The following is a 23,888-nucleotide window of genomic DNA, read 5'->3' as shown; positions in this document are numbered from 1 at the left end:
GTCGCTCAGAGCAGTGAGCCGTGGTGGACGTACGCCGGCGGCGCCGCCATCCCGCGCACCCCGAGGTGTCCTCGCGGGGCCTGGGTCATCCCCGCCGCGAGGGCGAGGTCGCGCGCCCAGGGGTTGGCCTCGGTGACGTGGTGCAGGGCGAAGCCGGGCCCCGCGTCGCGCAGCGCCCGGACGAGCAGTCGCTCGGCGCTCGCCACACGGTCGGCTGCGAGCAGCGCCACTCCGCCGGGGCCGGCGTAGGCATAGCCGCTCCGGTCGTCGCACACCAGTAGCCCGCCGGACGCCTCGAGCGCCGCCCGGTCCGGTGCGTGCGAGCCGCCCCGGATCGCGCGGTCCAGGTCGTCGATCCAGGCGTGGTCGGTGGGGACGCCCATCCGGACGCCGTGGTCGGCCGGCAGCGCTGCGGGGTCCACGGGCCCGAAGAACGACGACTGCGGCACGAGGGTGAACCCCGCGAGCCGGTAGCGGTGGCACGCGGCCGGATCTGCCGAGGCCGACAGCAGCCAGCGCGGGCACAGGGCGGCATGGGCGAGCGCGGCGTCGAGCAGCTCCCGGCCGATGCCGCGGCCCTGCAGGGCCGGCCGGACGGCGTACGTCGCCAGGCACCAGACCTGCTCGCGCCGGAAGCCGGTCGCGAAGCCGACGACCTCGCCGCCGTCCTCGGCGACCACGCAGCCATCGGGGTCGGTCGTGACGGTGACCGAGGTCCGCGCGATCCAGCGCGCGGTGTGCGCCGCGGTCCGCCGCTGCGGTGGCGGCAGCCCCGGCCGGTGCGTCGCGAGGTCGACCGCGAGGAACGCGTCGTCGCTGATCGCGGCGCAGACCGGCACGTCGGCGACGGTCATCGGCCGGATCCGCATGGCGCCAACCCTAGGGTTGGGCCCATGCGCGTCCTCGTGGCACCCGACAAGTACGCCGGCACGCTGAGCGCCGTCGAGGCGGCCGACGCGATCGCGGACGGCTGGCGTCGCCATGCCCCCGGCGACGAGGTCGACCTGGCCCCGATGTCCGACGGCGGGCCGGGCTTCGTCGACGTCGTCCAGGCGGCCGTCGGCGGCGAGCTCCTGGCCACCGCCGTGACCGGCCTGCCCGACCAGGACGTCCAGTACGACGCGCTCCCGGCGACGCTGCTGCGCGACGGTGACACCGTCTACCTCGAGTGCGCCCAGGCGGTCGGCCTGGCGGTGGCCGGCGACTCCGACCCGTTGCGCCGCAGCAGCCACGCCGTCGGCGTACTGCTCGCCCATGCGCTCGAGGCCGGGGCGCGGCGGATCGTGGTCGGCGTCGGCGGCACGGCGACGACCGACGGGGGAGCGGGCCTGCTGGCCGCCCTCGGGGCGTACGCCGACGGGGGAGACCTCGACGACGGGCCGCACGGCCTGCGCACGATCGAGGCGGTCGACCTGACCGGCCCCCAGGCCCTGTTCCAGGGGATCGAGCTGGTGCTGGCCAGCGACGTCGACAGCCCGCTCGCCGGCCTGTTCGGTGCCGCCAAGACCTTCGGGCCGCAGAAGGGCCTGGCCGAGGCCGACCTGCCCTGGGTCGACGCGACGCTGCAGCGCTTCGCGGACCTGACCGACAAGCGGCTGGCGCTGGAGCCGGGGGCGGGCGCGGGCGGCGGGATCGGGTTCGGGCTGATGCTCCTGGGCGCCCGTCGGGTCTCCGGCATCGAGCTGGTCGCCGACCTCACCGACCTGGCCGGCCGGGCCCGCCGGGCCGACGTCGTGATCACCGGCGAGGGCGCCTTCGACTTCAGCAGCCGTGCGGGCAAGGTGCCGGCCGGCGTCGCGGCGGTCGCGGCCGAGGCGCTGCGTCCGTGCGTGGTCATCGCGGGGCGCGTGGACGTGGGCGCGCGGGAGATGCGGGCGCTGGGCATGGATGCGGCGTACTCGCTGGTCGAGAGCGCCGGCGCCGACCGCGCCCTCGCCGAGCCGGCCACGGTCCTGGCCGAGGTCGCCGAGCGGGTCGCCAGGACGTGGTCCCGATAGCGCCAGGCTGGAACGTGTTCTAGTTTGGTCCCATGACCGACCTCCGCAGCCGCTTCGAGGCGTTCCGGGACGCCGATCGGGTGGACCCCGCCGACCTGGATGCCCTCTGGGCCGATCTCGACACCGTGACCGTGGAGGAGATCCTCGGCGCCTGGCGCGGCGGCGACTTCGCGACCGGGCACGTCATCAGCAAGGTGCTCGAGCGCTCCCGCTGGCACGGCAAGCGCTTCGAGGGGCCGCTGGACGCCAAGCCGCTGATCTGCCGCGACGAGGACGGCGAGCTCTACTCCAACCTCGAGGGTGGCGCCCTGGGCGAGGCGTCGCTGTGGATGGTCGGCTTCCGCGGCGAGGTCACCGCGACCATGGTCTACGACAAGCAGCCGGTCTTCGACCACTTCAAGAAGGTCGACGACACCACCCTGATGGGCATCATGAACGGCAAGCTCGCCAGCGCCTTCGGCATCGCCGACCTCTACTACTTCTGGCTGGAGCGTGAGGCGTGAGGACCACCGTCGCCCTGGTCGAGGAGCCCGGCGGCCCCTTCGTGCTCTCCGAGGTCGAGCTCGACGAGCCCCGTGCCGACGAGGTACTCGTGCGCATCGTCGCCACCGGGCTGTGCCACACCGACCTGACCGTGCCGACGATGCTGCCGGCCGAGATGTTCCCCATGGTCGCCGGCCACGAGGGCACCGGCGTGGTCGAGGCGGTGGGCGCCGACGTGACCGGCATCGAGGTGGGGGACCACGTCGTGCTCAGCTTCCGCTCCTGCCGTGCCTGCGGGCCCTGCAACGCGGGCGACGTCGGCTACTGCGAGCAGTCGCTGCTGCTCAACTACATGGGGATGCGGGCCGACGGCTCGACGACCATGCGCCGGGGCGAGCAGAACGTGCTCGGCAGCTTCTTCGGCCAGTCCAGCTTCGCCCGGCACGCCCTCGCGTACGCCGACAACTGCGTCGTGGTCGACAGGTCACTCGACCTCACCCGGCTCGCACCGTTCGGCTGCGGCTTCCAGACCGGTGCCGGGACGGTGCTCAACCTGGTGCTCGGCGGCACGGACCCGAGGCCGGGGGAGAGCCTGGTGGTCTTCGGCGCCGGCGCGGTCGGCCTCGCCGCCGTCGCCGCCGCGCGCGGGGCCGGCATGGAGACCGTCGTCGCCGTCGACCCGGTCGCCTCGCGGCGCGCCATCGCCGAGGGGTACGGCGCCATCGCGCTCGACCCCCTCGACGACAGCTCCCCCGTCGAGGAGCGGGTCAGGGCGGCGACCGGTGGCGGAGCGGCGTACGCCATCGACAGCACGGCGATCCCGGCCGTGGTGCTCCAGGCCCAGCACTCGCTGCGCCCCAAGGGCGTGCTGATCGCGCTCGGGCTGGGGGCCGCGGAGTACACCATCGACGCCATCGACCTGCTCCAGTCGGGCAAGATCGTGCGCTCCTCGCTGGAGGGGGAGTGCGACCCCCTGACGGCCATCCCGGACCTGGTCGCGCGCCGCGGCGACGGCCGGTTCGACGTCGACGGGCTGATCACGACCTACCCCTTCGACCAGATCGCGCAGGCGGTCGCCGACAGCGCGTCGGGCAAGGTGGTCAAGCCGGTTCTCGTCTGGGAGTGAGGGAATAACCGGCGCTGTGCGACCATTGGACCTGTTGATAGTTCTGCTCGACGAGATGGAGTCACCATGAGCGACGGATGCGGCTGCGGCCACAGCCACGGCGCGACCACCGAGACCCCGGCGACGACTGCGGCCGGCGCGGGCGGGACCCAGACGGTCACCGCTCCGGTGCTGACCGACCGCCGTGAGGACCAGATCAACGTCAGCCCGGTTGCGGCTGCGAAGGTCAAGAGCCTGCTGGAGCAGGAGGGTCGCGACGACCTGCAGCTGCGGATCTCCGTGCAGCCCGGCGGCTGCAGCGGCCTGCGCTACCAGCTGTTCTTCGACGAGCGCACCCTCGACGGTGACGTCGTCACCGACTTCGACGGCGTGTCCGTCGTGGTCGACCGGATGAGCGTCCCCTACCTCAACGGCGCGGTCATCGACTTCGTGGACACGATCGAGAAGCAGGGCTTCACGATCGACAACCCGAACGCGACCGGCTCGTGCGCCTGTGGAGACTCTTTCCACTGAGCACCGCCTGAGCATCGCCTGACAACGCCGACGGCCTCCGGGATCTCCCGGAGGCCGTCGGCGTTTCCTGCGTTCTGGTGGAGCTCAGTCAAAGATCGCCGCGGCGAGGCGCTGGGCGGCCTCGGAGACCTCGATGCCCTTCTTGGGCAGGTCCTGGACGAACTCGTCGAAGTGGATGCTCGGAGCGGGACGGACGGCCTTCGCGGCGGCGCCCTCCAGCCGGCGGTTGACCGCCTCGCAGTCGGTCTTCATCTCGGCGAGCGGGGCGAGCTCCTCGTACGGCGTCATGCTTCGACGCTAGGGGTTACCGAGGGGTAGACCCAGGGGTACCGACGAGTAGCAACACGAAGTTTTCCACCCGGTGACAAACGGTCCGCCGGGCGTCCGCGTAGGGTTTCGGCCCGTGACTGCTCCCAACGGCCCCCTGCTCATCGCCGGATCGATCGCGACCGACCACCTGATGACCTTCGGCGGCAGGTTCGCCGACTCGCTGGTTCCCGACCAGCTCGACAAGCTCTCGGTGTCCTTCCTCGTCGACGACCTGGAGGTACGCCGGGGCGGCGTAGCCCCGAACATGTGCTTCGGCCTGGCCAAGCTGGGCCTGCGCCCGGTCCTGGTCGGCGCTGCCGGTGAGGACTTCGCCGACTACCGCTCCTGGCTGGAGCGCAACGGCGTCGACTGCGACTCGGTCCACATCTCCGACAGCAAGCACACCGCGCGCTTCGTGTGCACCACCGACAGCTCGATGGCCCAGTTCGCGTCGTTCTACCCTGGCGCGATGAGCGAGGCGAGCCAGATCGAGCTGCTCCCCATCGTCGAGCGGGTCGGCACCCCGTCGTACGTCCTGGTCGGAGCGGACGACCCCGAGGGCATGCGCCGGCACACCCACGAGTGCCGCCAGCGCGGCTACGCGTTCATCGCCGACTGCTCCCAGCAGCTCGCGTTCGCCGAGGGCGACCTGATCCGCGACCTCATCGAGGGCGCCGCGATCCTGTTCTCCAACGAGTACGAGTCGCACGTCATCGAGAAGAAGACCGGCTGGACCGCCGACGAGGTGCTCGACCGGGTCGGCCTGCAGGTCACCACCCTGGGCAAGGACGGCGTCCGGGTCACCGACAAGGAGGGCCTCAAGCTCGAGGTCCCGGCCGCCGCGAACGTCACCGCGATCGAGCCCACCGGTGTCGGCGACGCGTTCCGCTCCGGCTTCCTCGCCGCCATCAACTGGGGGCTGTCGCTGGAGCGCGCCTGCCAGGTCGGCTGCGTCCTGGCGGCGTACGTCGTGGAGACGGTCGGCACCCAGGAGTACGACTTCACCTCCGACCAGTTCGTCGCCCGGATCCGCGAGTCCTACGGCGACGACGCGGCGACCGAGATCGCCCAGCACGTCGAATAGCAGCAAGGAGCAGCTAGCCGAGCCGGCGCACCACGTAGACGGGGTCGCCGGCATCGGTGGTCTCCGCGCCGACGTACTCCTGACCGCGCATGCGGCACCAGGCCGGTACGTCGTAGCGCGCGGCCGGGTCGCGCGCGACCACCGCGAGCTCCTCGCCGATCGCCACCTGTCCGATCGCCTTCGCCAGCTCGATGATCGGGCGTGGGCACGGCTGGTCGCGGCAGTCGATCTCGATGCGACTCACAGGCCGGCTCCCCGCCGGATCCCGGTGACCACCTCGGTGACGGCCGCGCAGAACGCGTCGACGTCCTCGTCGGTGGTCTCGCGACCCACGGACACCCGCACGTTGCCGTGGGTGAGCGCGCCCATCGCGGCGAGCACGTGGCTGGGCTCCAACGTGGAGGCCGTGCACGCGGAGCCGCTCGCGACGGCGAACCCCTGCCGGTCCAGGCCGGCGACGAGCTCGTCCCCGGCGACGTACAGGCAGGAGAAGGTGACCAGGTGCGGCAGCCGGCGGACCGGGTCGCCGAGCACCTCGGTGTCCGGGAGCCGCTCGAGCGCCTCGCGGATCCGCTGCACCTGACGGAACTGGCGGTCGGCGACGGTCTCCTGCTCGGCGATCACCGCCTGGAGCGCGGCCGCGGACGCCAGCGCGCCCGGGACGTTCGCGAAGCCTGGAGCGTCGAGGCCGTCGTCGCCGGGGAACGGAGAGGACCACCGGGTGCCGCGGCGTACGACGAGGACACCGACGCCGGCCGGGCCGCCCCACTTGTGCGCGGAGGCGGTGAGGACGTCCCAGCGGCGGGGGAGCGGGGTGCGGCCAGCGGAGGCGGCCGCGTCGACCAGCAGCGGTACGCCGGCGGGCAGCTCGAGGTCGTCGACGGCCTGCAGCGTCCCGACCTCCTGGTTGGCGTGCTGCAGTGCCACGGCTGCGACGCCGGGAGCCGCCGCGGCCTCGCCGACGGCCGACGGGTCGACCCGTCCCTGGGCGTCGACCGGCACGCTGTGGTGCGTTCCTCCCCGCCACTGCGCCGCATGGAGGACCGCGGAGTGCTCGATCGCCGAGTGCACGATCGTGCCGCCCTCAGGCACCAGGCCGAGCAGCCCGCGGTGCACCGCGTCGGTCCCCGACGCGACGAATCCGACCTCGTCGGGGTGGGCGCCGAGGCAGTCGGCCACGACGGCCCGGGCGTTGTCGAGCAGCAGGCGGGCGTCGCGGCCCTCGTGGTGGAGCCGCCGCGGATCGGCGTACCCGCGCTCCAGGGCCGCCTGGAGGACATCGCGTGCGGCGGGGTGCAGGGGCTCGGTCGAGGCGGTGTCGAGATAGCGCCTCGAAACTGGTTCCACACGTCGAGATTAGGACATCCCGGCGGCGCCGCGACGCGCCCCGAATCCAAACCCGACCCTCCGGGCACCGGGCCCGCAGATTCCGATACTCTTCGGATGTTCTGACCCTCGAGAGGAAGGCTCGTTCGTGGGCTTCAAGCTCCCCGAGCGCACGCGGGTGCCCCGTCGGCGGCTTCGCCGACCGGTCCTGCTCGCCGGCTTCGTCGTCCTGGCCCTGAGCCTGAGCGGCTGCGCGACCGACAACCAGTGGGAACGCTTCGGCATGCCGGTCCAGGCCAGCACCACCGGGCAGCACATCCTCGCCCTGTGGCAGGGCGCCTGGATCGCCGCGCTGGCGACCGGCGTGGTCACCTGGGCGCTGATCCTCGGATCGGCGTGGTGGTTCCGTCGTCGCAGCGACGACGAGGTCCCCGTCCAGACCCGCTACAACCTGCCGATCGAGATCTTCTACACGATCTTCCCGATCATCATGGTCGTCGCGTTCTTCGCCCACACCGTGCGCGTCCAGAACTTCGCGCTCGAGGTCAGCCCCCACCCCGACGTCACCGTCAACGTGGTCGGCCAGAAGTGGGAGTGGACGTTCAACCAGACCGCCCCGAACGGCAAGAACGTCTTCGTCTCCGGCACCGGTGAGGACATCCCGACCCTGGAGATCCCCGTCAACAAGACGGTCCTGTTCAAGCTCTACAGCCCCGACGTCATCCACGACTTCGGCATTCCCGCCTTCGGCATGCGGATGGACGTGGTCCCGGGTGAGCACAACCAGTACCAGATCACCCCGATCACCGAGGGCACGTACGCCGGCAAGTGCTACGAGCTGTGCGGCACCTACCACTCGCGGATGCTGTTCAACGTCCACGTCGTGAGCTGGGAGCAGTACCAGAAGGACATGGCCGCCCTGGCCAACAACCCTGCGCACACCTCCGACCAGCCGGTGCTGGGCGGGTCGTACGCGAGCACGCCGTACCTGAACGGCAACGACCTCGAGGAGGGCTCCGAGTGACTGCCACCGCCGCTCGCTCCGCCGAGACGACGCAGCGCAAGCCCCTGGGTCTGCTGCTCGTCCGCGCACTCACCACGACCGACCACAAGCTGATCGGCAACCTGTACTTCGTCACCGCGATGTTCTGGTTCATCGCGGCCGGCATCATGGCGCTGATCATGCGTGCCGAGCTCGCCTACCCGGGCCAGCAGATCGTCAACGAGGAGCTGTACAACCAGCTCTTCACGATGCACGGCACGATCATGCTGCTGCTGTTCGCGACGCCGCTGTTCTTCGGCTTCGGCAACGCGGTCATGCCGCTGCAGATCGGCGCGCCCGACGTGGCGTTCCCGCGCCTGAACATGTTCAGCTACTGGCTGTACCTGCTCGGCGGCCTGATCGCCGGAGCCGGCTTCTTCACCCCGCAGGGGGCGGCGTCGTTCGGGTGGTTCGCCTACACGCCGCTGTCCGACTCGGTGAACAGCCCCGGCGCCGGCGGTGACCTGTGGATCATGGGTCTGTGGATGGCCGGTCTGGGCACGATCCTCGGCGCGGTCAACTTCATCACGACCATCATCTGCATGCGTGCCCCCGGCATGACCATGTTCCGGATGCCGATCTTCGTGTGGACCGTGCTGATCACCGCGATCTTGGTCCTCATCGCCTTCCCGATCCTGGCCGGTGCGCTGCTCTCGCTCGAGGCCGACCGTCAGATCGGCGCGCACGTCTTCGACACCTCGCACGGTGGCGCCATCCTGTGGCAGCACCTGTTCTGGTTCTTCGGGCACCCCGAGGTGTACATCATCGCGCTGCCGTTCTTCGGCATCATCTCCGAGGTGCTGCCGGTCTTCAGCCGCAAGCCGATCTTCGGGTACGTCGGCCTCGTGGCCGCCACGCTCGGCATCGCGATCCTCTCGGTCGCGGTCTGGGCGCACCACATGTTCGTGACCGGTGCCGTGAACCTGCCGTTCTTCTCCGGCATGACGTTCCTCATCGCGGTCCCGACAGGCGTGAAGTTCTTCAACTGGATCGGCACCATGTGGGGCGGGTCGATCAGGTTCGACACCCCGATGCTGTGGGCGATGGGCTTCCTGACGACCTTCCTCTTCGGTGGTCTGACCGGCGTCATCCTGGCCAGCCCGCCGCTGGACTTCCACGTGTCCGACTCCTACTTCGTGGTCGCCCACTTCCACTACGTGGTCTTCGGCACCGTGGTGTTCGCGATGTTCGCGGGCTACTACTTCTGGTGGCCCAAGCTCACCGGCAAGATGCTCGACGAGCGGCTCGGCAAGATCCACTTCTGGCTGCTGTTCATCGGCTTCCACACCACCTTCCTCGTCCAGCACTGGCTGGGCATCGAGGGCATGCCGCGGCGGTACGCCGACTACCTGCCGCGTGACGGGTTCACGACGCTCAACGAGATCTCGACGCTGGGCTCGTTCATCCTGGCGACCTCGTTCATCCCGTTCTTCTACAACGTCTACATCACCAACAAGCGGGCGCCGATGGTCAACACCGACGACCCGTGGGGCTGGGGACGGTCGCTGGAGTGGGCGACGAGCTGCCCGCCGCCGCGCCACAACTTCGACAGCCTCCCGCGGATCCGGTCGGAGTCCCCGGCCTTCGACCTGCACCACCCGGAGATCGCCGCCATCGAGATGGACGACGACCTGACCGAGCTCGTCGACACCACCGGCGACACGATCAAGAAGGACGGTCACGCCTGATGAAGATCGAGAGCTGGATCTTCGGTCTCACCACGGTCTTCCTCGTCCTGGTGACGCCCGCCTACTGGCTGGTCACGGACGCCGGGACGCACTGCGGCCACGTCGCCGACGCCAGCGGCAGCTACCACTGCGGTGACTGGACCGGCACCTCGGCGCTGATCATGACCACGCTGCTGTGCTCGATGATCACCCTCTACCTGGGCTTCCACGCCAAGCGCATGGACGCCCGCCCGGAGGACCGCAAGGACGGCGAGATCGCGGAGGGCGCCGGCGAGCTCGGCTTCTTCCCGCCGTACTCCTGGTGGCCGATGTGGTGCGGCCTGGCGCTCGGCGTGATCGTCGTCGCCGTCGCGATGCTGGCCTACTGGCTGCTCATCATCGGGTTCGTGCTCGGGGCCCTCGCGCTGAGCGGGATGGTCTTCGAGTACTACCGCGGAGAGCACGCCCACTGACCCCCATGGGCCGAGCGTGGCTCCCGCCACGCTGCCGGCCTCACCGCGGAGCCGCCCCTCGGGGCGGCTCCGCCGTTTTTCGAGTGGCTTCCGCGACCTTTCGGGTTCTGTAGGTGCCCCCCGTTATCCTCATCCGGTGCGCAAGACTCTGGATTTCCCCCGCCTGCAGACCGTCGCCGTGATCGGCGCGGCCGCGCTGGTGCTCGCCGGCTGCGGAGCAGGGGAGAAGGCCGCCGGAGGGCCCGGAGCGGCCTCCAGTGGCACGACCGCGGCCGCGGCGGACAGCACCGCCGTCGTGTCGGTGAACGTCCATAAGGGCGCCCGTCACGTCCCCGTGTCGACGCTGGTGGCCGTCACGGCCGAGCACGCCACGCTGTCGTCGGTCCGGCTCACGTCCGCCAAGGGCAAGGTCACCGGCGAGCTGGCGAAGGACGGCAGCTCCTGGACCGCGGGGGATCGGCTCGAGCCCGCGACCGCGTACACGCTGACCTCGACGGGCACCGACGAGGCGGGGCAGCCGGTCACGAAGACCACCCGCTTCACCACGCAGGCGCTCACGCTGGCGCAGCAGACCTACCCCTCGATCGCGCCGCTGCAGGGCGAGACGGTCGGCATCGGCATGCCGGTCATCGTCACCTTCGACGTACCGGTCAAGAACCGTCGGGCGATCGAGGAGAACCTCCACGTCACGTCCTCGCCGGCCCAGCCGGGCAGCTGGCACTGGCTGAGCAGCAACGAGGTGCGCTGGCGCCCGAAGAGCTACTGGAAGGCGGGCACCCACGTGTCGGTCTCCGCCGACGTCAACGGGGTCGACGCGGGCGACGGCATCTACGGCCAGCTCGACAAGAGCATCAGCTTCGACGTCGGTGCGGCGCACATCTACAAGGTCGACACCAAGACCGACCGGATGCGGGTGTTCTCCAACGGCAAGCTGCTGCGGACGATCCCGATCACGACCGGCCAGCAGCCGGCGTACACGACCCGTTCGGGCACCAAGGTCATCATCGAGAAGTTCTCCTCCAAGGACATGAACTCCGAGACCGTCGGCATCACCGGAGCCGACGCGTACAACATCAAGGGCGTCCGGTGGGCCATGCGGCTCACCTACTCCGGGGAGTTCATCCACGCCGCGCCATGGTCGGTCGCCTACCAGGGCCACTCGAACGTCTCGCACGGCTGCACCGGCATGAGCACGGAGAACGCCGCGTGGCTGTTCGCCATGAGCCGCCGTGGCGACGTCGTCGAGTACACCGGCACCTCCCGGCCCATGGAGCCCACCAACGGGTACGGCGACTGGAACATCCCGTTCAAGCAGTACAAGGCCGACTCAGCCCTCTAGGCGCGGCCGGCGATCGCCGGAGACGCGCTCGGCCGATAGGCACGACACGCACGAAGGCCCGCTCCCCGTGGGGGAGCGGGCCTTCGTGGTTCAGGCGATCAGTGACCGACGGTCGGACCGTGCCGGTTGGGGCCGATCGCGATCTGCTCCTCGAGCTCGTGGAGCTCGTGCTCGGCGTGGTGCTGCGCCTCGTGCAGCTCCTCCGGGGTCACGTTCGGGATGTTGTCCGCGAAGTACAGCCGCTGGAGACGCGCCCGCAGCTTCGGGAACTTGCCCATGTAGGCGGCCTCCTCGGCAGCCAGCTGCTCCTCGTCGAGGTAGGTGTCGGTCGTCCGCGCGGTGAGCGCGAACGCCTTGGCCTCGCCGAGCGGCAGGTGCTTCTCGGCGTACCCACCGGCTGCGGTGCGGACCAGGACGCCCGACTCGTAGCCGTGCAGCAGCTTCTCGTGGTCGTGACGCTGCAGCGAGATGCACCACCGGCGGGTGATGATGAAGGCGATCGCCGGCCCGATGAACACCGCTCCCCGCAGGAAGTAGGTGATCTCGTTGATGCTCAGGTGGAACTTGATCGCGATGATGTCGTTGCCGCCCGCGGTCCAGGCCAGGCCGTAGAAGGTCATCAGCGAGACCATGAGCGCGGTCCGGGTCGGAGCGTTCCGCGGACGCTGCAGCAGGTGGTGCTCGCGCTTGTCACCCGACACCCAGTTCTCGATGAACGGGAGCAGGATCAGCACGACCAGCAACGTCGGGGGAGCGATCAGGATCGGAACCATGATGTTCCAGGAGATCGTGTGCCCCAGCAGGTGCGTCTCCCAGGCGGGCATGATGCGCAGCAGGCCGTCGGGCCAGCCCATGTACCAGTCGGGCTGCGAGCCCGCGGTGACCTTGGACGGGTCGTAGGGGCCGAACTTCCAGACCGGGTTCAGCGAGAACAGGCCGCCCAGCAGGGCGATGGTGCCGAACACGATGAAGAAGAAGCCACCGGCCTTGGCGGCGTACACGGGGAGCATCGGGTAGCCGACGACGTTCTCCTCGGTGCGTCCGGGGCCGGCCCACTGCGTGTGCTTGTGGTAGACGAGCAGCATCATGTGGGCGGCGATCAGGCCCAGCAGGATGCCCGGGATCAGCAGGATGTGGATCGAGTAGAGCCGCGGGATGATCGCGTTGCCCGGGAACTCGCCGCCGAAGAGGAAGAACGACAGGTAGGTGCCGACGATCGGCGAGGCCTTCATGAAGCCGTCGGCCGCGCGGACGCCGGTGCCGGAGAGCAGGTCGTCGGGCAGCGAGTAGCCGGTGAAGCCCTCCAGGGTGCCCAGGAGCAGCAGCAGGCAGCCGATGACCCAGTTGACCTCACGCGGCTTGCGGAACGCGCCGGTGAAGTAGACCCGCATCAGGTGGATCATCATCGAGGCGATGAAGATCATCGCCGCCCAGTGGTGCATCTGCCGGAGCAGGAGACCGCCGCGGACGTCGAAGGAGATGTTCATCGCCGAGGCGTACGCCGAGGAGACCTCGACGCCGCGCAGCGGCGCGTACGACCCGTTGTAGGTCACCTCGGACATGCTCGGGTCGAACCACAGGGTCAGGAAGACGCCGGTGAGGAGCAGTACGACGAAGCTCCACAGCGCGATCTCGCCGAGCATGAAGGACCAGTGATCCGGGAAGACCTTGCGCAGGTTCTTCTTCGCCAGGCTGGCCAGGCCCAGCCGCTCGTCGGCCCAGTTCGCGACCACGCCGGCGGTCTTGCCGCCGCCGGTGACCGTCGCGGGCTTCGTACCGTTGGTCTTAGCCACGGTCTCAGACGTGCTGATAGTAATCACGCTCCCAGAAGCTAGGTCCGACCGGTTCGTCGAAGTCACGCTGTGCCACGAGGTATCCGTCGCTGTCGACCGTGATCGGCAGCTGGGGGAGGGGGCGCCCGGCCGGGCCGAAGACGACCTTGCCCGAGTTGGACAGGTCGAAGGTCGACTGGTGGCACGGGCACAGCAGGTGGTGGGTCGTCCGCTCGTTCAGCGAGATCGGGCAGCCGACGTGGGTGCAGATCTTGGAGTAGGCGACGATGCCCTGGTAGCTCCAGTTCGCGGTCGAGTTGCCCTGCGAGTCCTTGCCCGGCTTGATGTCGGCCGGGTCCATGCGGAGCAGGATCAGGGAGGCCTTGGACTTCTGGACCTGCAGCTCGGTGCCCTCGACGAGCGCGGGGTCGATGCCGTAGCGCTCCGGGTTCTTGTAGGCGTCGGGCTGGCAGTTGACCAGGTCGCCGATCTCCAGGTCGGAGGCCAGGATCGGGGTCCAGATGGCGTCGCGGACGATGCGCATCGGCTTGTCCGGCGTACCCATGCCCCAGATCGTGTGGTACAGCTTGTCGCCCGGCAGCGGGCCGAGGTCGCGCAGCACCAGGATGGCCGGTACGCCGACCAGGCCGACCGCGCCGAGCAGCGAGTTGCGGATCAGGGGACGGCGGGCGATGCCGGCCTCCTCCAGGCCCTGGGCCAGCGCGGCGAGCGTGCCCTCGCGGGACTCGTCGTCGGAGCGGGCCGGGTGGCGCAGCTCGCTGATCTCGTGGTCACCCATGAGCTTGCGGGCCCACTGGATGATGCCGATGCCGATGAACAGCAGGGCCAGGCCGAGGGTCAGGCCGAGCGCGATGGTCGAGACGCCGTGGCCCATCCACACCGTCCAGTGGTCGCCCACGTGGAAGACGAAGTAGGAGACGACGAACAGGATCGTGCACACGGCGGACAGGCCGAACAGCCCCGCCACCTGGCGCTCGGCACGCTTCTCGGCATGCGGGTCGACGTCGGTGGGACGCCAGACGTGCTCAGGCAGGCCCGGGTCCGCGATCGGCCCCGCGGGGACCAGCTCGCCTCCGTGGCCGTCGACGGGAGGGGTGTGGTCGGTCACGCCGAAGCACCGTCCTTCTTCTTGGTCGTCCGCGTGGTGTGGGCCGCGATCCAGACGGCGAAGCCGACCAGGAAGCCGAGGCCGACCACCCATGCGATGAGGCCTTCGCTCACCGGGCCCAGACCGCCGAGGGTCAGGCCGCTGTAGCTCGGGGTCTCGTTGAGGTTGTTGAGGTAGGCGATGACGGCCTTCTTGTCCTCGGGCGGGATGTTGCCGTCGGAGAAGGTGTCCATCGACTGCGGACCGGTCAGCATCGCCTCGTAGATGTACTTGGAGTCGACGCCGCGGATCCGGGGCGCGAAGCCGCCGCGCGGCATGGCGCCGCCGGAACCCTCGAAGTTGTGGCACGCGGTGCAGTTGGCCAGGAAGATCTGGCCGCCGCGCTGGACGAGCTCGTCGACCTGGCTCTGCGACATGCCCTCGGTGGAGTACATGTCCGCGTCGGGCACGGCCGGGCCGGTGCCGAGCGACTCGACGTACGCCGCGAGGTCGGCGATCTCGGTGTCGCTGAAGACCGGCTCCTTGCGGACGGCCTGGACGCCGGGCTGGGCCATCGGCATGCGGCCGGTGCCGACCTGGAAGTCGACGGCCGCGCCGCCGACGTCGGTCAGGGCCGGGCCGTACTGGCTGCCGCCCTGGGTCAGCACGCCCTCGCCGTTCTGCCCGTGGCAGAAGGCGCAGCTGACGAGGAAGAGCTGACGGCCCTTCTCGACCTGTGCCTGCTTGACGGCCGCCGAGTCGGAGCTGGCCTGGGCCGGCGAGAAGGCGGCGTACAGGCCTCCGGTGAGGAGGAGGCCGAGCAGCAGCACCACGATGCCGGCGATCGGGCCGCGACGGTACCGCGACAGGCGACCGGCGGAGCGGTTCAGGAGGCGCACATTCAGTCCTTGGTCCGGTGGGAGCTGGTCAGTTCAGGGGTCACTTGACGAGGTAGATCGTCGCGAACAGCCCGATCCACACCACGTCGACGAAGTGCCAGTAGTAGGACACGACGATGGCGCTGACCGCCTGCTCGTGCGTGAACCGCTTGGCGACGTAGGTGCGACCGAGCACGAAGAGGAACGCGATCAGACCTCCCGTGACGTGCAGCCCGTGGAAGCCCGTGGTCAGGTAGAACATCGTCCCGTAGCCGTCGTGCGGGATGGTGATGCCCTCGTGGATCAGCGCGGCGTACTCCTTGGCCTGACCGCCGATGAAGGCCGCACCCATGATGTAGGTGAGGATGAACCACTCGCGCAGGCCCCACTTCATGACGTCGAAGATCGAGCCCTGGCGCGAGACCTGCCCGCGCTCGGCCGCGAAGACGCCCATCTGGCAGGTCAGCGAGGACAGCACCAGGATCGTGGTGTTGACCGACGCAAACGGCACCGCGAGGTGGGAGGTGTTCTCCGCCCACATGTCGCCGGAGACCGCTCGGATCGTGAAGTACGACGCGAACAGGGCCGCGAAGAACATCAGCTCGCTGGACAGCCAGATGATCGTTCCGACGGCGACCATGCTGGGTCGGTCGTGCTGGCCATGCAGGCGCGAGGCAGGAAGGGTTGCCGATGCAGAAGTCGCCACGGGCGTCATTATTGCCTGACCCGAGCACCTTGGCATCCCGACCCCCTGGAAACGGCGTACTTGATTCGGGTCCTACGCTCAACGGGTGTCGAGCGTCCTGCTCCCGGCCACCATCGAGCCGCTTCCCCCGCTGTCCTGGCACACGTCGGTCAGCCTGTGGTCGATGGACCCCTTGGCGACCGTCCTGACGGTCTGGGCGGTGGGCCTGTACGCCGTCGGCGTGATGACGCTGCGACGGCGCGGGGACGCCTGGCCGGTCGGCCGGAGCATCGCCTGGGCCGTGGGCTGGCTGGCGTTCTACGTGGCGACCTGCTCGGGCTTCGCGACGTACGACCTGACCCTGCTCAGCGTGCACATGGCCCAGCACATGGTGCTCGCGATGGTGGTGCCGCTCGCGCTGGCGCTGGGCGCGCCGGTCACGCTCGCCCTGCGGACGCTGCCCGCGAGGCCGCGGGGCTGGCTGCTGGCCGTGGTCCACTCGCCGGTGGTGAGGGTGCTGTCCTTCCCGCCGCTCGCGTTCCTGCTCTACGTGCTCTCGCCGTGGGCGCTGTACTTCTCCGGCTGGTACTCCGCCTCCCTGCACAGCGCCTACGTGCACGAGCTGATGCACGTCCACCTGGTACTCGTCGGCAGCCTGTTCTTCTGGCCGCTCGTCGGCGTCGACCCGATCCCGGGACGTGTGGACCACCCGTTCCGGGTGCTGCTGGCCGTGCTCACGCTGCCGTTCCACGCGTTCCTGGGGATCACGATCATGAGCCAGGACAAGCTGCTCGGCGGCTCCTGGTACCCCGACCTGCACCGGATCGACCCGTGGCTGCCCGCCCCGATGTCGGACCAGCATCTGGCCGGCGGGCTGCTGTGGGGCTCGGGAGACCTCGTCGGGCTGGTCCTCTTCGTCGTGCTGTTCGTGCAGTGGGTGCAGTCGTCGATGAAGGAGGCCAAGCGGGAGGACCGCCGCCTGGACCGCCTGGACCGGCTCGAGGCGCAGGAGAAGGCACGGCTCGCCATGAACGCGGCGCTGCAGCAGCAGGCCGCCCGGGAGCGGACCGAGTAGGCTGCGCCGCGTGAGCAGCCCCAAGCCGCTGAAGGTGCTCGTCTACAGCGATGACGTGCACACCCGCGAGCAGGTCATCCTGGCGCTGGGACGCCGTCCGCACCCCGACCTGCCCGAGCTGGAGTACGTCGAGGTGGCGACCGAGCCGGTCGTCATCCAGAACATGGACGCCGGCCACATCGCGCTGGCGGTCCTCGACGGCGAGGCCGTGCCAGCGGGAGGCATGGGCATCGCCAAGCAGCTCAAGGACGAGCTGCGCGACTGCCCGCCGCTGCTGGTGCTGACCGGCCGGCCGCAGGACGCATGGCTCGCCACCTGGTCGCGCGCCGACGCCGCGGTGCCGCACCCGATCGACCCGCTGCACCTCGCCGAGGTCGTGACCGCGCTGCTGCGCGATCGCGTTCCCGCGACCGCGTCGTGACCGCGGCCCCGTCCCCGGCCGAGGTCGACACCTCGTGGCCGGAGGTCCTCGACGCGCTCGTGTCCGGGCACGACCTGACGCTCCCGCAGGCGCGCTGGGCGATGGGCGAGATCCTGTCCGGCGACGCCACGCCCGTGCAGATCGCGGGCTTCGCGGTCGCGATGCGGGCCAAGGGGGAGACCAGCGACGAGCTGACCGGCCTCGTGGCCGCCATGTACGAGGTGGCGACGCCGATCAGCGTGCCCGGCCGGACCCTCGACGTCGTCGGCACCGGCGGCGACCGGTCGTTCTCGGTCAACGTCTCGACGATGTCCGCGATCGTGGCGGCAGGGGCGGGCGCGCGCGTGGTCAAGCACGGCAACCGCTCCGCCTCCTCCAAGGCTGGCACGGCCGACGTCCTCGAGGAGCTCGGCGTCCGGCTCGACCTGCCGGTCGACCGGGTCGCAGCCCTCGCCGAGGAGGCCGGCATCACGTTCTGCTTCGCGGCCGCCTTCCACCCGGCCCTGCGGCACGCGGCGGTCCCGCGGCGCGAGCTGGGCATCGGGACGCTCTTCAACCTGCTCGGCCCGCTCGCGAACCCGGTTCAGCCGGGTGCGCAGGCCATCGGCTGCGCCTTCGTCGGCAAGGCCCCGATCATGGCCGGCGTGTTCGCCCGGCGCGGCGTCGACGCGTGGGTCTTCCGTGGCGACGACGGGCTCGACGAGCTGACCACGACGACGACCTCGCAGGTATGGGCCGCGCATGACGGCGCGGTCAGCTCGTTCACCGTCGATCCGGCCGAGCTCGGCCTGCCGCTGGTGACCGCCGAGGACCTGCGGGGCGGCGACGCGGCGTACAACGCCTCGGTGGTGCGCGCGCTGCTCGCGGGGGAGACCGGAGCCGTGCGGGACGCCGTACTCCTCAACGCGGGAGCCGCGCTGGCGGTGTACGACGCTCCCGGCGAGCCGCCCCTCGACGCGCTGCGCGCCGGGATGGCCCGTGCTGCGGACGCGATCGACTCCGGTGCGGCCGCGGCGACGCTCGACCGCTGGGTCGCCGCCGCCTCGGCCTGACCGCTCCGGCTCAGGTGCGGGTCGCGACGACCTTGACCCAGGGCGAGCTCGACGCGGCGTTGCGGGTCGAGCCCACGTAGGTCGCCCGCAGGCGGTGGGTGCCGACGCCCTTGATCGTCACGGACACGTTCAGGTGGCCGTGGGCGGACGCGCCGAGCGTCACGGTCCTGATCAGCCGCGGCGTACCCGTCCCGAGCCGGTCGTAGATCCTGATGGAGCCGGTCGCCGAGGTCGGGGAGCCGGGCACCGAGACGTTCACGAACGCGGTCGCGCGCGTTCCCTGGCGCAGCCGGGTCGGGCTCGCCGTCAGCGACGTGGTGGTCGGTGCCTTGCGGATGCTCAGCGGGGCGCTGCTGGCCGTCCCGTCGGCCCAGCCCGTCTTGCTCGCGGTGACGCGCACGCTGATGCTCGTGACGGCGTCGGCGTAGGCCACCTGGTGGACCGAGCCGACCGCACCGGAGATCGGCTGGCCGTTGCGCAGCCACTGGTAGGTGAAGCGGGGCGAGTTCGCCAGCCAGGTGCCGGGGTTGGCCGTGAGCGTGGCGCCGACGACCGGGTTGCCGCTGATCGACGGTGCGACGCTCGCCTGCAGCGGCGGGTTGCTCGCCGTGACGACGACACCGCGCCAGGCCGAGTGACCGAGCTCGTTGTTGTTGCTGTCCTTGGCGATGACCCGCCAGTTGTCGGAGCCGGCGGCGAGCTGCTGCGTGGGGGAGGGGGCGTACGCCGTCGCACGGGTCGCCGCGGTGTCGATGGCCGTCGAGCCGGCGGCCTTCTGCACCTCGACCTGGTAGCTGACCGCACCGGGCACCGGCGACCAGCGCAGGACCAGCTGGTTCGCGGGGACGGTCGCACCCGCGGCGGGCGAGGTCAGGGTCGGCGTCGCGCCGGCCACCGTGAAGCTGGTGCCCGGGTTGGTGACGCTCGTCCACGGTCCGGTGTTGCCGCTCTGGTCCACGGTGCGGACCCGCCACAGGTACGGCGAGCCGCCCGGCGGCAGCGGCTTGTCGTACACGTACGACGTCTGCTTGACGGTCAGGTTCGCGGCGGTCACCAGGTTGCCGCTGGAGAGCGCGGTGTCCCCGTTGCGGTAGATCTCGACGCGGTAGCCCGCCGCGAACGCCTGCGGCTGCCAGGACAGGGCCGGCGTCTCGCCGACGGTGGTGCCGTCGAGGGGCGCGAGGAGCTGGGGTGCGGTCGTCGACTTGGTGAAGCTGTAGGTCGGCGACCAGGTCAGGTCGTTGCTCTCGACGTCGATGGCCTGGACCCTCCAGTAGTACTTGCCCTGGGGATACAGCCGGGACGGCGAGGTGTAGGTGCTCTGGTCGACGACCGCGGTCTCCAGCGGCGTGCCGAAGCTGGAGTCGGTGGCCACCTGGACCCGGTACTGCATCGCCGACTGGTCGGGCGCGGCAGCGCCGGCGACCCCGCTCCAGCTCGTGGCAGCGTTCGTGTCCCGGTAGTCCTGCCAGTCCAGGGAGACGACCGGCGAGTTCACGGTGGTGCCGTCGGCAGGGGTCTGCAGGACGACGGCCGGCGAGCTCTTCCGGAACTGCATCGTCGCGTTGCCCGTGGTCGAGACCGGGTCGAGGCCGCAGGACGACACCGAGGCGCAGGCACGGATGTGCACGAAGTACGACTCGCCAACCTTGCTGTCGGGAAGGGCGGACTTCGCCTGGGCGAAGGTCGGGGCCCACCGGGTGCTGGCCGTGGCCGGCATCGCGGTCGCGGTCTCCACGAGGTTGGTGAAGCCTGCGTCCTTGGCGACGTAGACGATGTAGAAGGAGGCTCCGGGGACCGGGTCCCAGTCGACCACCGGCGTGGACGGCACGGTGGCGCACGCGGGGAGCGATGCGGTGACGGGCGCCGCGCAGGTGTGGCCGGCGTCGACGTCCGCCCCGGTCAGGGCGATCCGCTGGGTGGCACCGGGCACCGACAGCGAGGAGATCTGGAAGGTGTTGATCGCGCTGGTGGCCTGCAGCTCGCCGTTGGCCCACGCCGACACCACCCAGTCGTAGGTGCCGGGCGCCGAGAACAACGTGCTCGGGTCGGTCACGGCCGGGTACACCAGGGACTTCTCGATGATGTTGCCGGCCGGTGTGGACGACGGCGCGATCCACCCGGTGGCGCCGTGGGCCTTGGCGTCGATCTGGTAGGTCACCTGTGCGCCGCCGACGGACAGAGGGGTCCAGCTGAGCAGCGGGGCGTGCGCCGACGCGGGGTCGGCCGCGGTCCCGGTCTGGGCCGTCAGCGGTGCGCCCGAGCCCGCGGGGATCGTGCCGGACAGGTCGAAGGACCTGGTCTCGGTCATCGACACCACCCGGCCGGCGGCGTCCTTGGCCGTGATCGACCAGGTGTAGGTCCCCGCGGTGAGAGGAGCGCTGGGCTGCACGACGTACGACGTGCTGTGCGTGGTCGCCGTCGCGACGATCGCCGTGCCCTTCTTCACCGTGATCGCGTAGGTCTCGGCACCACGGGCAGGGGACCAGGCGAGCGTCGGTACGTCGATGCTGGCGCCGTCGGCCGGCGTCACGCCCGTGAGGCGCTGCAGGTCGGGGTCGTAGACGAGGGACTGCAGGTCCGACCACTGGCCGGCGACGCCGTCGTTGTTCACGCTCGAGTACGGGCGGTCGAGCGGACGCACCTGCCAGTAGGTGACGTTGCCGGGCACGGGTGTGCACCTGTCGTCGGCCGGGATCGACGTCTGGGCGCTGCTGACGTTGATCGTGAACTGGCTCGGCGTGTACGTCGTACCGGCCACCCGGCAGGAGTTGTAGGTCCCCGGCGAGAAGTTGCGGTCCGGTCCCATCTCGATCTCGTAGTGGCTCGCGTGGCGGACCGGGGTCCACTGCAGGACGAGGGGATCGGAGACGTTCGCGGGGTCGGCGGACGGGGCCGGCTCGACAACGGTGGGCGCCGTGAGCCACTTCCGCACGAAGCTGGTGGTGGTCCAGCCCGTGGGGTTGCCGCTCAGGTCGACGGCGCGGACGCGCCAGAAGTAGGCGCTGTTGGGGTAGGTCGTGGTCGGCGAGTAGCGGCTCGAGAGCAGGCCCGTCTTGGTGTCCACCAGGCTGGAGGCGGGGAAGGTGTCGTCGGTGGAGACCTGCAGGTCGTAGGTCTTCGCGCCCGCCACGGGGTCCCAGGCGAGGATCACGTCCTGGACGTCCTGCGGGTCGGCGATCGTGGCGCCGTCATCGCCGATCACCCGGAGGTTGTCGGGAGACGCGAGGCTCCCCACCACGAACGACGCGCTCGTCGAGAAGGCCGACTCGATGCCGGTGTCGAGCAGCGCCTTGACGTGCCAGTAGTAGTCCTGCGGCTGCAGCGCGTCGGGCACCACGAGGCTCGGCGCCTGCGTCGAGTACGTCTTCGAGCCGGCGAAGCCCTGGTCGTGCGCGACCTCGATCGTGTACGACTTCGCGCCGGCGACGGGCTGCCAGCTCAGCGTCACCGGCTGGCCGGGCTGCTGCAGCGTCGCATCCGAAGGGGTCGCGCCGCCGTCGGGGGAGAGCCCGGTGGGCGCGCCGACCGGGCTGATCGTGAAGTTCGTGCCACTGGCCCAGTCCGAGTCGATGTTGTCGGCGTCGATCGCGCGGACGTGCCAGAAGTAGTCACCCGCCGAGAGCAGAGCGGTCGGCACGTACGTCGTCGCGACCGTGGTCTGCTTGACCGGGGGCGTGGAGAAGCCGTCCTCGGTGTCGGCCTGCACCTCGTAGCGCACGGCACCGGGCACGGGTGACCACGAGAGCACCGGCGGGTTGGACCCGGTGGCCGTCAGCCCTCCCGGCGCTGCCAGCACGGAGGCGTGGGCGTCGCCCACGCTCGCCACGGCGAGGCTCGCCCCGATCGCCGCAACGCACACCAGACGCACCACTCGCCCGAAAAACACCACACGCTCCCCGCCGACACCCGACTGCTCCCAGGGCAGATGTTGCCCCCGGCAACGACCCTAGGTGCCCGAATTGCGGGGCGAATCCGACGTTGGTCCCGGCTTGGCTAGTCCCGACGGACTAGGTGGGACACCCGGTGGGCTCAGTCGACGCCGATGGCGAAGGCGGACTCGAGATCGTGGCGCGAGTAGGCGCGGTAGGCGATGTGGGTCTCGGTGTCGACCACACCGGGCACCTTGTTGAGCTGGTCGGAGACCACGTCCGCGATGTCCTCGTGTCGGCGGACCCGCACCAGGGCGATCAGGTCGATCTGGCCCGTCACGGAATACACCTCGCTCACGCCGTCGAGGGCCGCGATGGCCTCCGCGACCTCGGGGATCCGGGCGGTCTCGGCTTGCACGAAGACGATGGCAGTGATCACGGTGCCAACCCTAGAGGTGCCGCCGGATCTGGGAAGGCCCCTCGTCCTCGGATCATCAGCAGGGTCAGGGCGGCGATCGGGATCGCGGGCCACGGCCACGCGAGCCAGTGCAGCGCCTCCACCCCCCGACCGGCCAGGTAGCGCGGGGCGGTCAGGAACTGCAGCAGCCCGATCGTCAGGAGGACCCACCGGAGCTCGTGGAGGCGGCCCGCCGCAGCGATCCAGAAGACCGGGATGAGGAGCAGCACGGCGTCGTACAGCATCACGTGGGGCGCGAACGTGACGGTGACGGCTGCCAGGACGGCGATGTCGGAGAACGGATCCTGCTCGGTGCGCCGGGTCCAGACGACCAGGGCGGCGACCCCGATCGCGAGGAGGAGGACATCGAGGCGGGCCACCCCCGTCACGGTCGTGGCGAAGGAGCTGAGCGACTCCATCTTCCAGGACTGGGCCTTCTCGACCGCCTCGCCGAAGGAGTGTCCGCCCAGCGTCCGCAGCCAGGCGGTCGTGGTCGCTCCTGCCGCCAGGCAGGAGGCACCGAGTGCCGCGAGGACCGCCGAGAAGCCCGCGAGCGCCCACCAGCGGCGGCGCAGCACGAGCAGGACGGGGACGAAGAGGAGGAGGTGCGGCTTGAACGCGGCGAGCGCGAGGAGCCCGCCGGCGGTCGCATCCCTTCCCACCAGGAGCGATCGGAGGGCCACCACCCACAGGAGGAGGACGAACGGGCTGTTCTGACCGGATCCGATCGACTCGAAGACCGGCGGTGCCGCCGCCGCGCCGAGCAGGAGCAGGCGCCGGGGCAGGGTCGGGTTCGCCCTGAGCAGGGGCAGCATGAGGCGAGCGGACAGGACCAGCGCGCCGATGCTGAGCGCCACGACGATCACGCACGCGACGCCGTAGGGGAGGGTGCCCAGCACGGCGTACGCATAGGCGACGAACGGCGGTGCGACGAACCACGCGAACGTGTGCATGGTCGGCACCGCCGCCTGCTGCACCGAGCTCTGGACCGCGGGGTCGTAGAGGTGCCCGGACTGCCCTGTGGCGACGACATGACCGCCGGTCCAGTAGGCGAGGAAGTCGGGAAGCACCGGGCCACCGCCCGCGACCGCCGGAGGGTGGCCCAGGGCGATCGAGGCCAGCCAGACGACGAGGGAGAGGGCCAGCACCACCGACGGGTAGATGATCAGTCGCTGTCGAGTGAACACACCGGCAGGCGGACTCGACATG

The 23,888-nt window shown here is 70.5% G+C and carries 23 protein-coding genes; 12 read left to right on the top strand and 11 right to left on the bottom strand.

All coding sequences use genetic code 11. From position 1 onward, the window contains the following. Positions 1-5: 5 nt before the first annotated feature. A complete protein-coding gene (locus ACYU8V_RS10515) occupies positions 6-869 on the bottom strand; it encodes a GNAT family N-acetyltransferase (RefSeq protein WP_460847187.1) in 864 nt (287 codons plus the stop codon). 24 nt (positions 870-893) lie between these two features. On the opposite strand from ACYU8V_RS10515, the gene ACYU8V_RS10510 reads away from it, so the two are divergent. The 4 genes from ACYU8V_RS10510 (at position 894) to erpA (ending at position 4,119) form a co-directional block, all read left to right on the top strand. Continuing rightward, the gene (locus ACYU8V_RS10510) at positions 894-1,997 is read left to right on the top strand and encodes a glycerate kinase family protein (RefSeq protein WP_460847186.1); all 1,104 of its coding nucleotides are present in this window, start codon (positions 894-896) and stop codon (positions 1,995-1,997) included. 32 nt (positions 1,998-2,029) lie between these two features. Further along, a complete protein-coding gene (locus tag ACYU8V_RS10505; RefSeq protein WP_460847184.1) occupies positions 2,030-2,500 on the top strand; it encodes a DUF4334 domain-containing protein in 471 nt (156 codons plus the stop codon). Next, complete coding sequence (locus tag ACYU8V_RS10500; protein ID WP_460847183.1) at positions 2,497-3,606, top strand: NAD(P)-dependent alcohol dehydrogenase; 1,110 nt, start codon at positions 2,497-2,499, stop codon at positions 3,604-3,606. Before ACYU8V_RS10505 ends, ACYU8V_RS10500 begins: the two co-directional genes overlap by 4 nt. 66 nt (positions 3,607-3,672) lie before the next feature. Then, positions 3,673-4,119, top strand: coding sequence for an iron-sulfur cluster insertion protein ErpA (erpA, locus tag ACYU8V_RS10495; protein ID WP_460847181.1), 447 nt, complete (start codon positions 3,673-3,675; stop codon positions 4,117-4,119). An 84-nt stretch (positions 4,120-4,203) separates the two neighbouring features. Here erpA and ACYU8V_RS10490 read toward each other — a convergent pair whose 3' ends face one another. Continuing rightward, the gene (locus ACYU8V_RS10490; protein WP_460847180.1) at positions 4,204-4,407 is read right to left on the bottom strand and encodes a hypothetical protein; all 204 of its coding nucleotides are present in this window, start codon (positions 4,405-4,407) and stop codon (positions 4,204-4,206) included. A 172-nt stretch (positions 4,408-4,579) separates the two neighbouring features. On the opposite strand from ACYU8V_RS10490, the gene ACYU8V_RS10485 reads away from it, so the two are divergent. Continuing rightward, entirely contained in the window at positions 4,580-5,512 is a 933-nt protein-coding gene (locus tag ACYU8V_RS10485) for a carbohydrate kinase family protein (protein ID WP_460847218.1), read from the top strand. A gap of 13 nt (positions 5,513-5,525) precedes the next feature. Here ACYU8V_RS10485 and ACYU8V_RS10480 read toward each other — a convergent pair whose 3' ends face one another. After that, entirely contained in the window at positions 5,526-5,756 is a 231-nt protein-coding gene (locus ACYU8V_RS10480; protein WP_460847179.1) for a sulfurtransferase TusA family protein, read from the bottom strand. Then, on the bottom strand, positions 5,753-6,859 hold the full coding sequence (locus ACYU8V_RS10475; RefSeq protein WP_460847177.1) for a cysteine desulfurase family protein: 1,107 nt from the start codon (positions 6,857-6,859) through the stop codon (positions 5,753-5,755). Before ACYU8V_RS10475 ends, ACYU8V_RS10480 begins: the two co-directional genes overlap by 4 nt. Before the next feature lie 127 nt (positions 6,860-6,986). On the opposite strand from ACYU8V_RS10475, the gene ctaC reads away from it, so the two are divergent. The 4 genes from ctaC (at position 6,987) to ACYU8V_RS10455 (ending at position 11,359) form a co-directional block, all read left to right on the top strand. Beyond that, complete coding sequence (gene ctaC / locus ACYU8V_RS10470; protein ID WP_460847176.1) at positions 6,987-7,862, top strand: aa3-type cytochrome oxidase subunit II; 876 nt, start codon at positions 6,987-6,989, stop codon at positions 7,860-7,862. Further along, complete coding sequence (gene ctaD / locus ACYU8V_RS10465; protein WP_460847175.1) at positions 7,859-9,568, top strand: aa3-type cytochrome oxidase subunit I; 1,710 nt, start codon at positions 7,859-7,861, stop codon at positions 9,566-9,568. The genes ctaC and ctaD overlap by 4 nt, the downstream gene beginning before the upstream one ends. Next, positions 9,568-10,020 carry a cytochrome c oxidase subunit 4 gene (locus ACYU8V_RS10460; protein WP_460847174.1) on the top strand — a complete coding sequence of 151 codons (453 nt, stop codon included), beginning with the start codon at positions 9,568-9,570 and terminating at the stop codon, positions 10,018-10,020. The genes ctaD and ACYU8V_RS10460 overlap by 1 nt, the downstream gene beginning before the upstream one ends. A gap of 136 nt (positions 10,021-10,156) precedes the next feature. Further along, entirely contained in the window at positions 10,157-11,359 is a 1,203-nt protein-coding gene (locus ACYU8V_RS10455; protein WP_460847173.1) for a L,D-transpeptidase, read from the top strand. Positions 11,360-11,457: 98 nt separating this feature from the next. Here the strand turns inward: ACYU8V_RS10455 and qcrB are convergent, their stop codons facing one another. The 4 genes from qcrB to ctaE are packed head-to-tail and all read right to left on the bottom strand — an operon-like array spanning position 11,458 to position 15,832. Next, the gene (qcrB, locus tag ACYU8V_RS10450; protein ID WP_460847171.1) at positions 11,458-13,152 is read right to left on the bottom strand and encodes a cytochrome bc1 complex cytochrome b subunit; all 1,695 of its coding nucleotides are present in this window, start codon (positions 13,150-13,152) and stop codon (positions 11,458-11,460) included. A 4-nt stretch (positions 13,153-13,156) separates the two neighbouring features. Next, entirely contained in the window at positions 13,157-14,260 is a 1,104-nt protein-coding gene (gene qcrA / locus ACYU8V_RS10445) for a cytochrome bc1 complex Rieske iron-sulfur subunit (RefSeq protein ID WP_460847169.1), read from the bottom strand. Continuing rightward, a complete protein-coding gene (gene qcrC / locus ACYU8V_RS10440; RefSeq protein ID WP_460847168.1) occupies positions 14,257-15,138 on the bottom strand; it encodes a cytochrome bc1 complex diheme cytochrome c subunit in 882 nt (293 codons plus the stop codon). Before qcrC ends, qcrA begins: the two co-directional genes overlap by 4 nt. 40 nt (positions 15,139-15,178) lie before the next feature. After that, positions 15,179-15,832 (bottom strand): aa3-type cytochrome oxidase subunit III, encoded by a 654-nt coding sequence (gene ctaE, locus ACYU8V_RS10435; RefSeq protein WP_460847167.1) that lies wholly within the window; start codon positions 15,830-15,832, stop codon positions 15,179-15,181. 76 nt (positions 15,833-15,908) lie between these two features. On the opposite strand from ctaE, the gene ACYU8V_RS10430 reads away from it, so the two are divergent. Genes ACYU8V_RS10430 through trpD form a run of 3 tightly spaced genes read left to right on the top strand, consistent with a single transcriptional unit; the run spans position 15,909 to position 18,350 of the window. After that, positions 15,909-16,877 (top strand): cytochrome c oxidase assembly protein, encoded by a 969-nt coding sequence (locus ACYU8V_RS10430; protein ID WP_460847165.1) that lies wholly within the window; start codon positions 15,909-15,911, stop codon positions 16,875-16,877. A gap of 10 nt (positions 16,878-16,887) precedes the next feature. Further along, positions 16,888-17,298, top strand: coding sequence for an Rv3143 family two-component system response regulator (locus tag ACYU8V_RS10425; RefSeq protein WP_460847163.1), 411 nt, complete (start codon positions 16,888-16,890; stop codon positions 17,296-17,298). After that, the gene (gene trpD, locus ACYU8V_RS10420) at positions 17,295-18,350 is read left to right on the top strand and encodes an anthranilate phosphoribosyltransferase (protein WP_460847162.1); all 1,056 of its coding nucleotides are present in this window, start codon (positions 17,295-17,297) and stop codon (positions 18,348-18,350) included. The genes ACYU8V_RS10425 and trpD overlap by 4 nt, the downstream gene beginning before the upstream one ends. Before the next feature lie 10 nt (positions 18,351-18,360). Here trpD and ACYU8V_RS10415 read toward each other — a convergent pair whose 3' ends face one another. The 3 genes from ACYU8V_RS10415 to ACYU8V_RS10405 form a co-directional block, all read right to left on the bottom strand. Next, a complete protein-coding gene (locus tag ACYU8V_RS10415) occupies positions 18,361-22,212 on the bottom strand; it encodes a DUF4962 domain-containing protein (RefSeq protein ID WP_460847160.1) in 3,852 nt (1,283 codons plus the stop codon). 170 nt (positions 22,213-22,382) lie between these two features. Then, on the bottom strand, positions 22,383-22,661 hold the full coding sequence (locus ACYU8V_RS10410) for an Lrp/AsnC family transcriptional regulator (protein ID WP_460788660.1): 279 nt from the start codon (positions 22,659-22,661) through the stop codon (positions 22,383-22,385). Then, entirely contained in the window at positions 22,658-23,887 is a 1,230-nt protein-coding gene (locus ACYU8V_RS10405; RefSeq protein ID WP_460847158.1) for a glycosyltransferase family 87 protein, read from the bottom strand. The genes ACYU8V_RS10410 and ACYU8V_RS10405 overlap by 4 nt, the downstream gene beginning before the upstream one ends. Position 23,888 lies beyond the last annotated feature (1 nt).

The organism is Nocardioides ultimimeridianus, assembly GCF_054777895.1.
The sequence above is the reverse complement of the archived record's forward strand: the minus strand, read 5'-3'. Positions and strand labels throughout refer to the sequence as shown.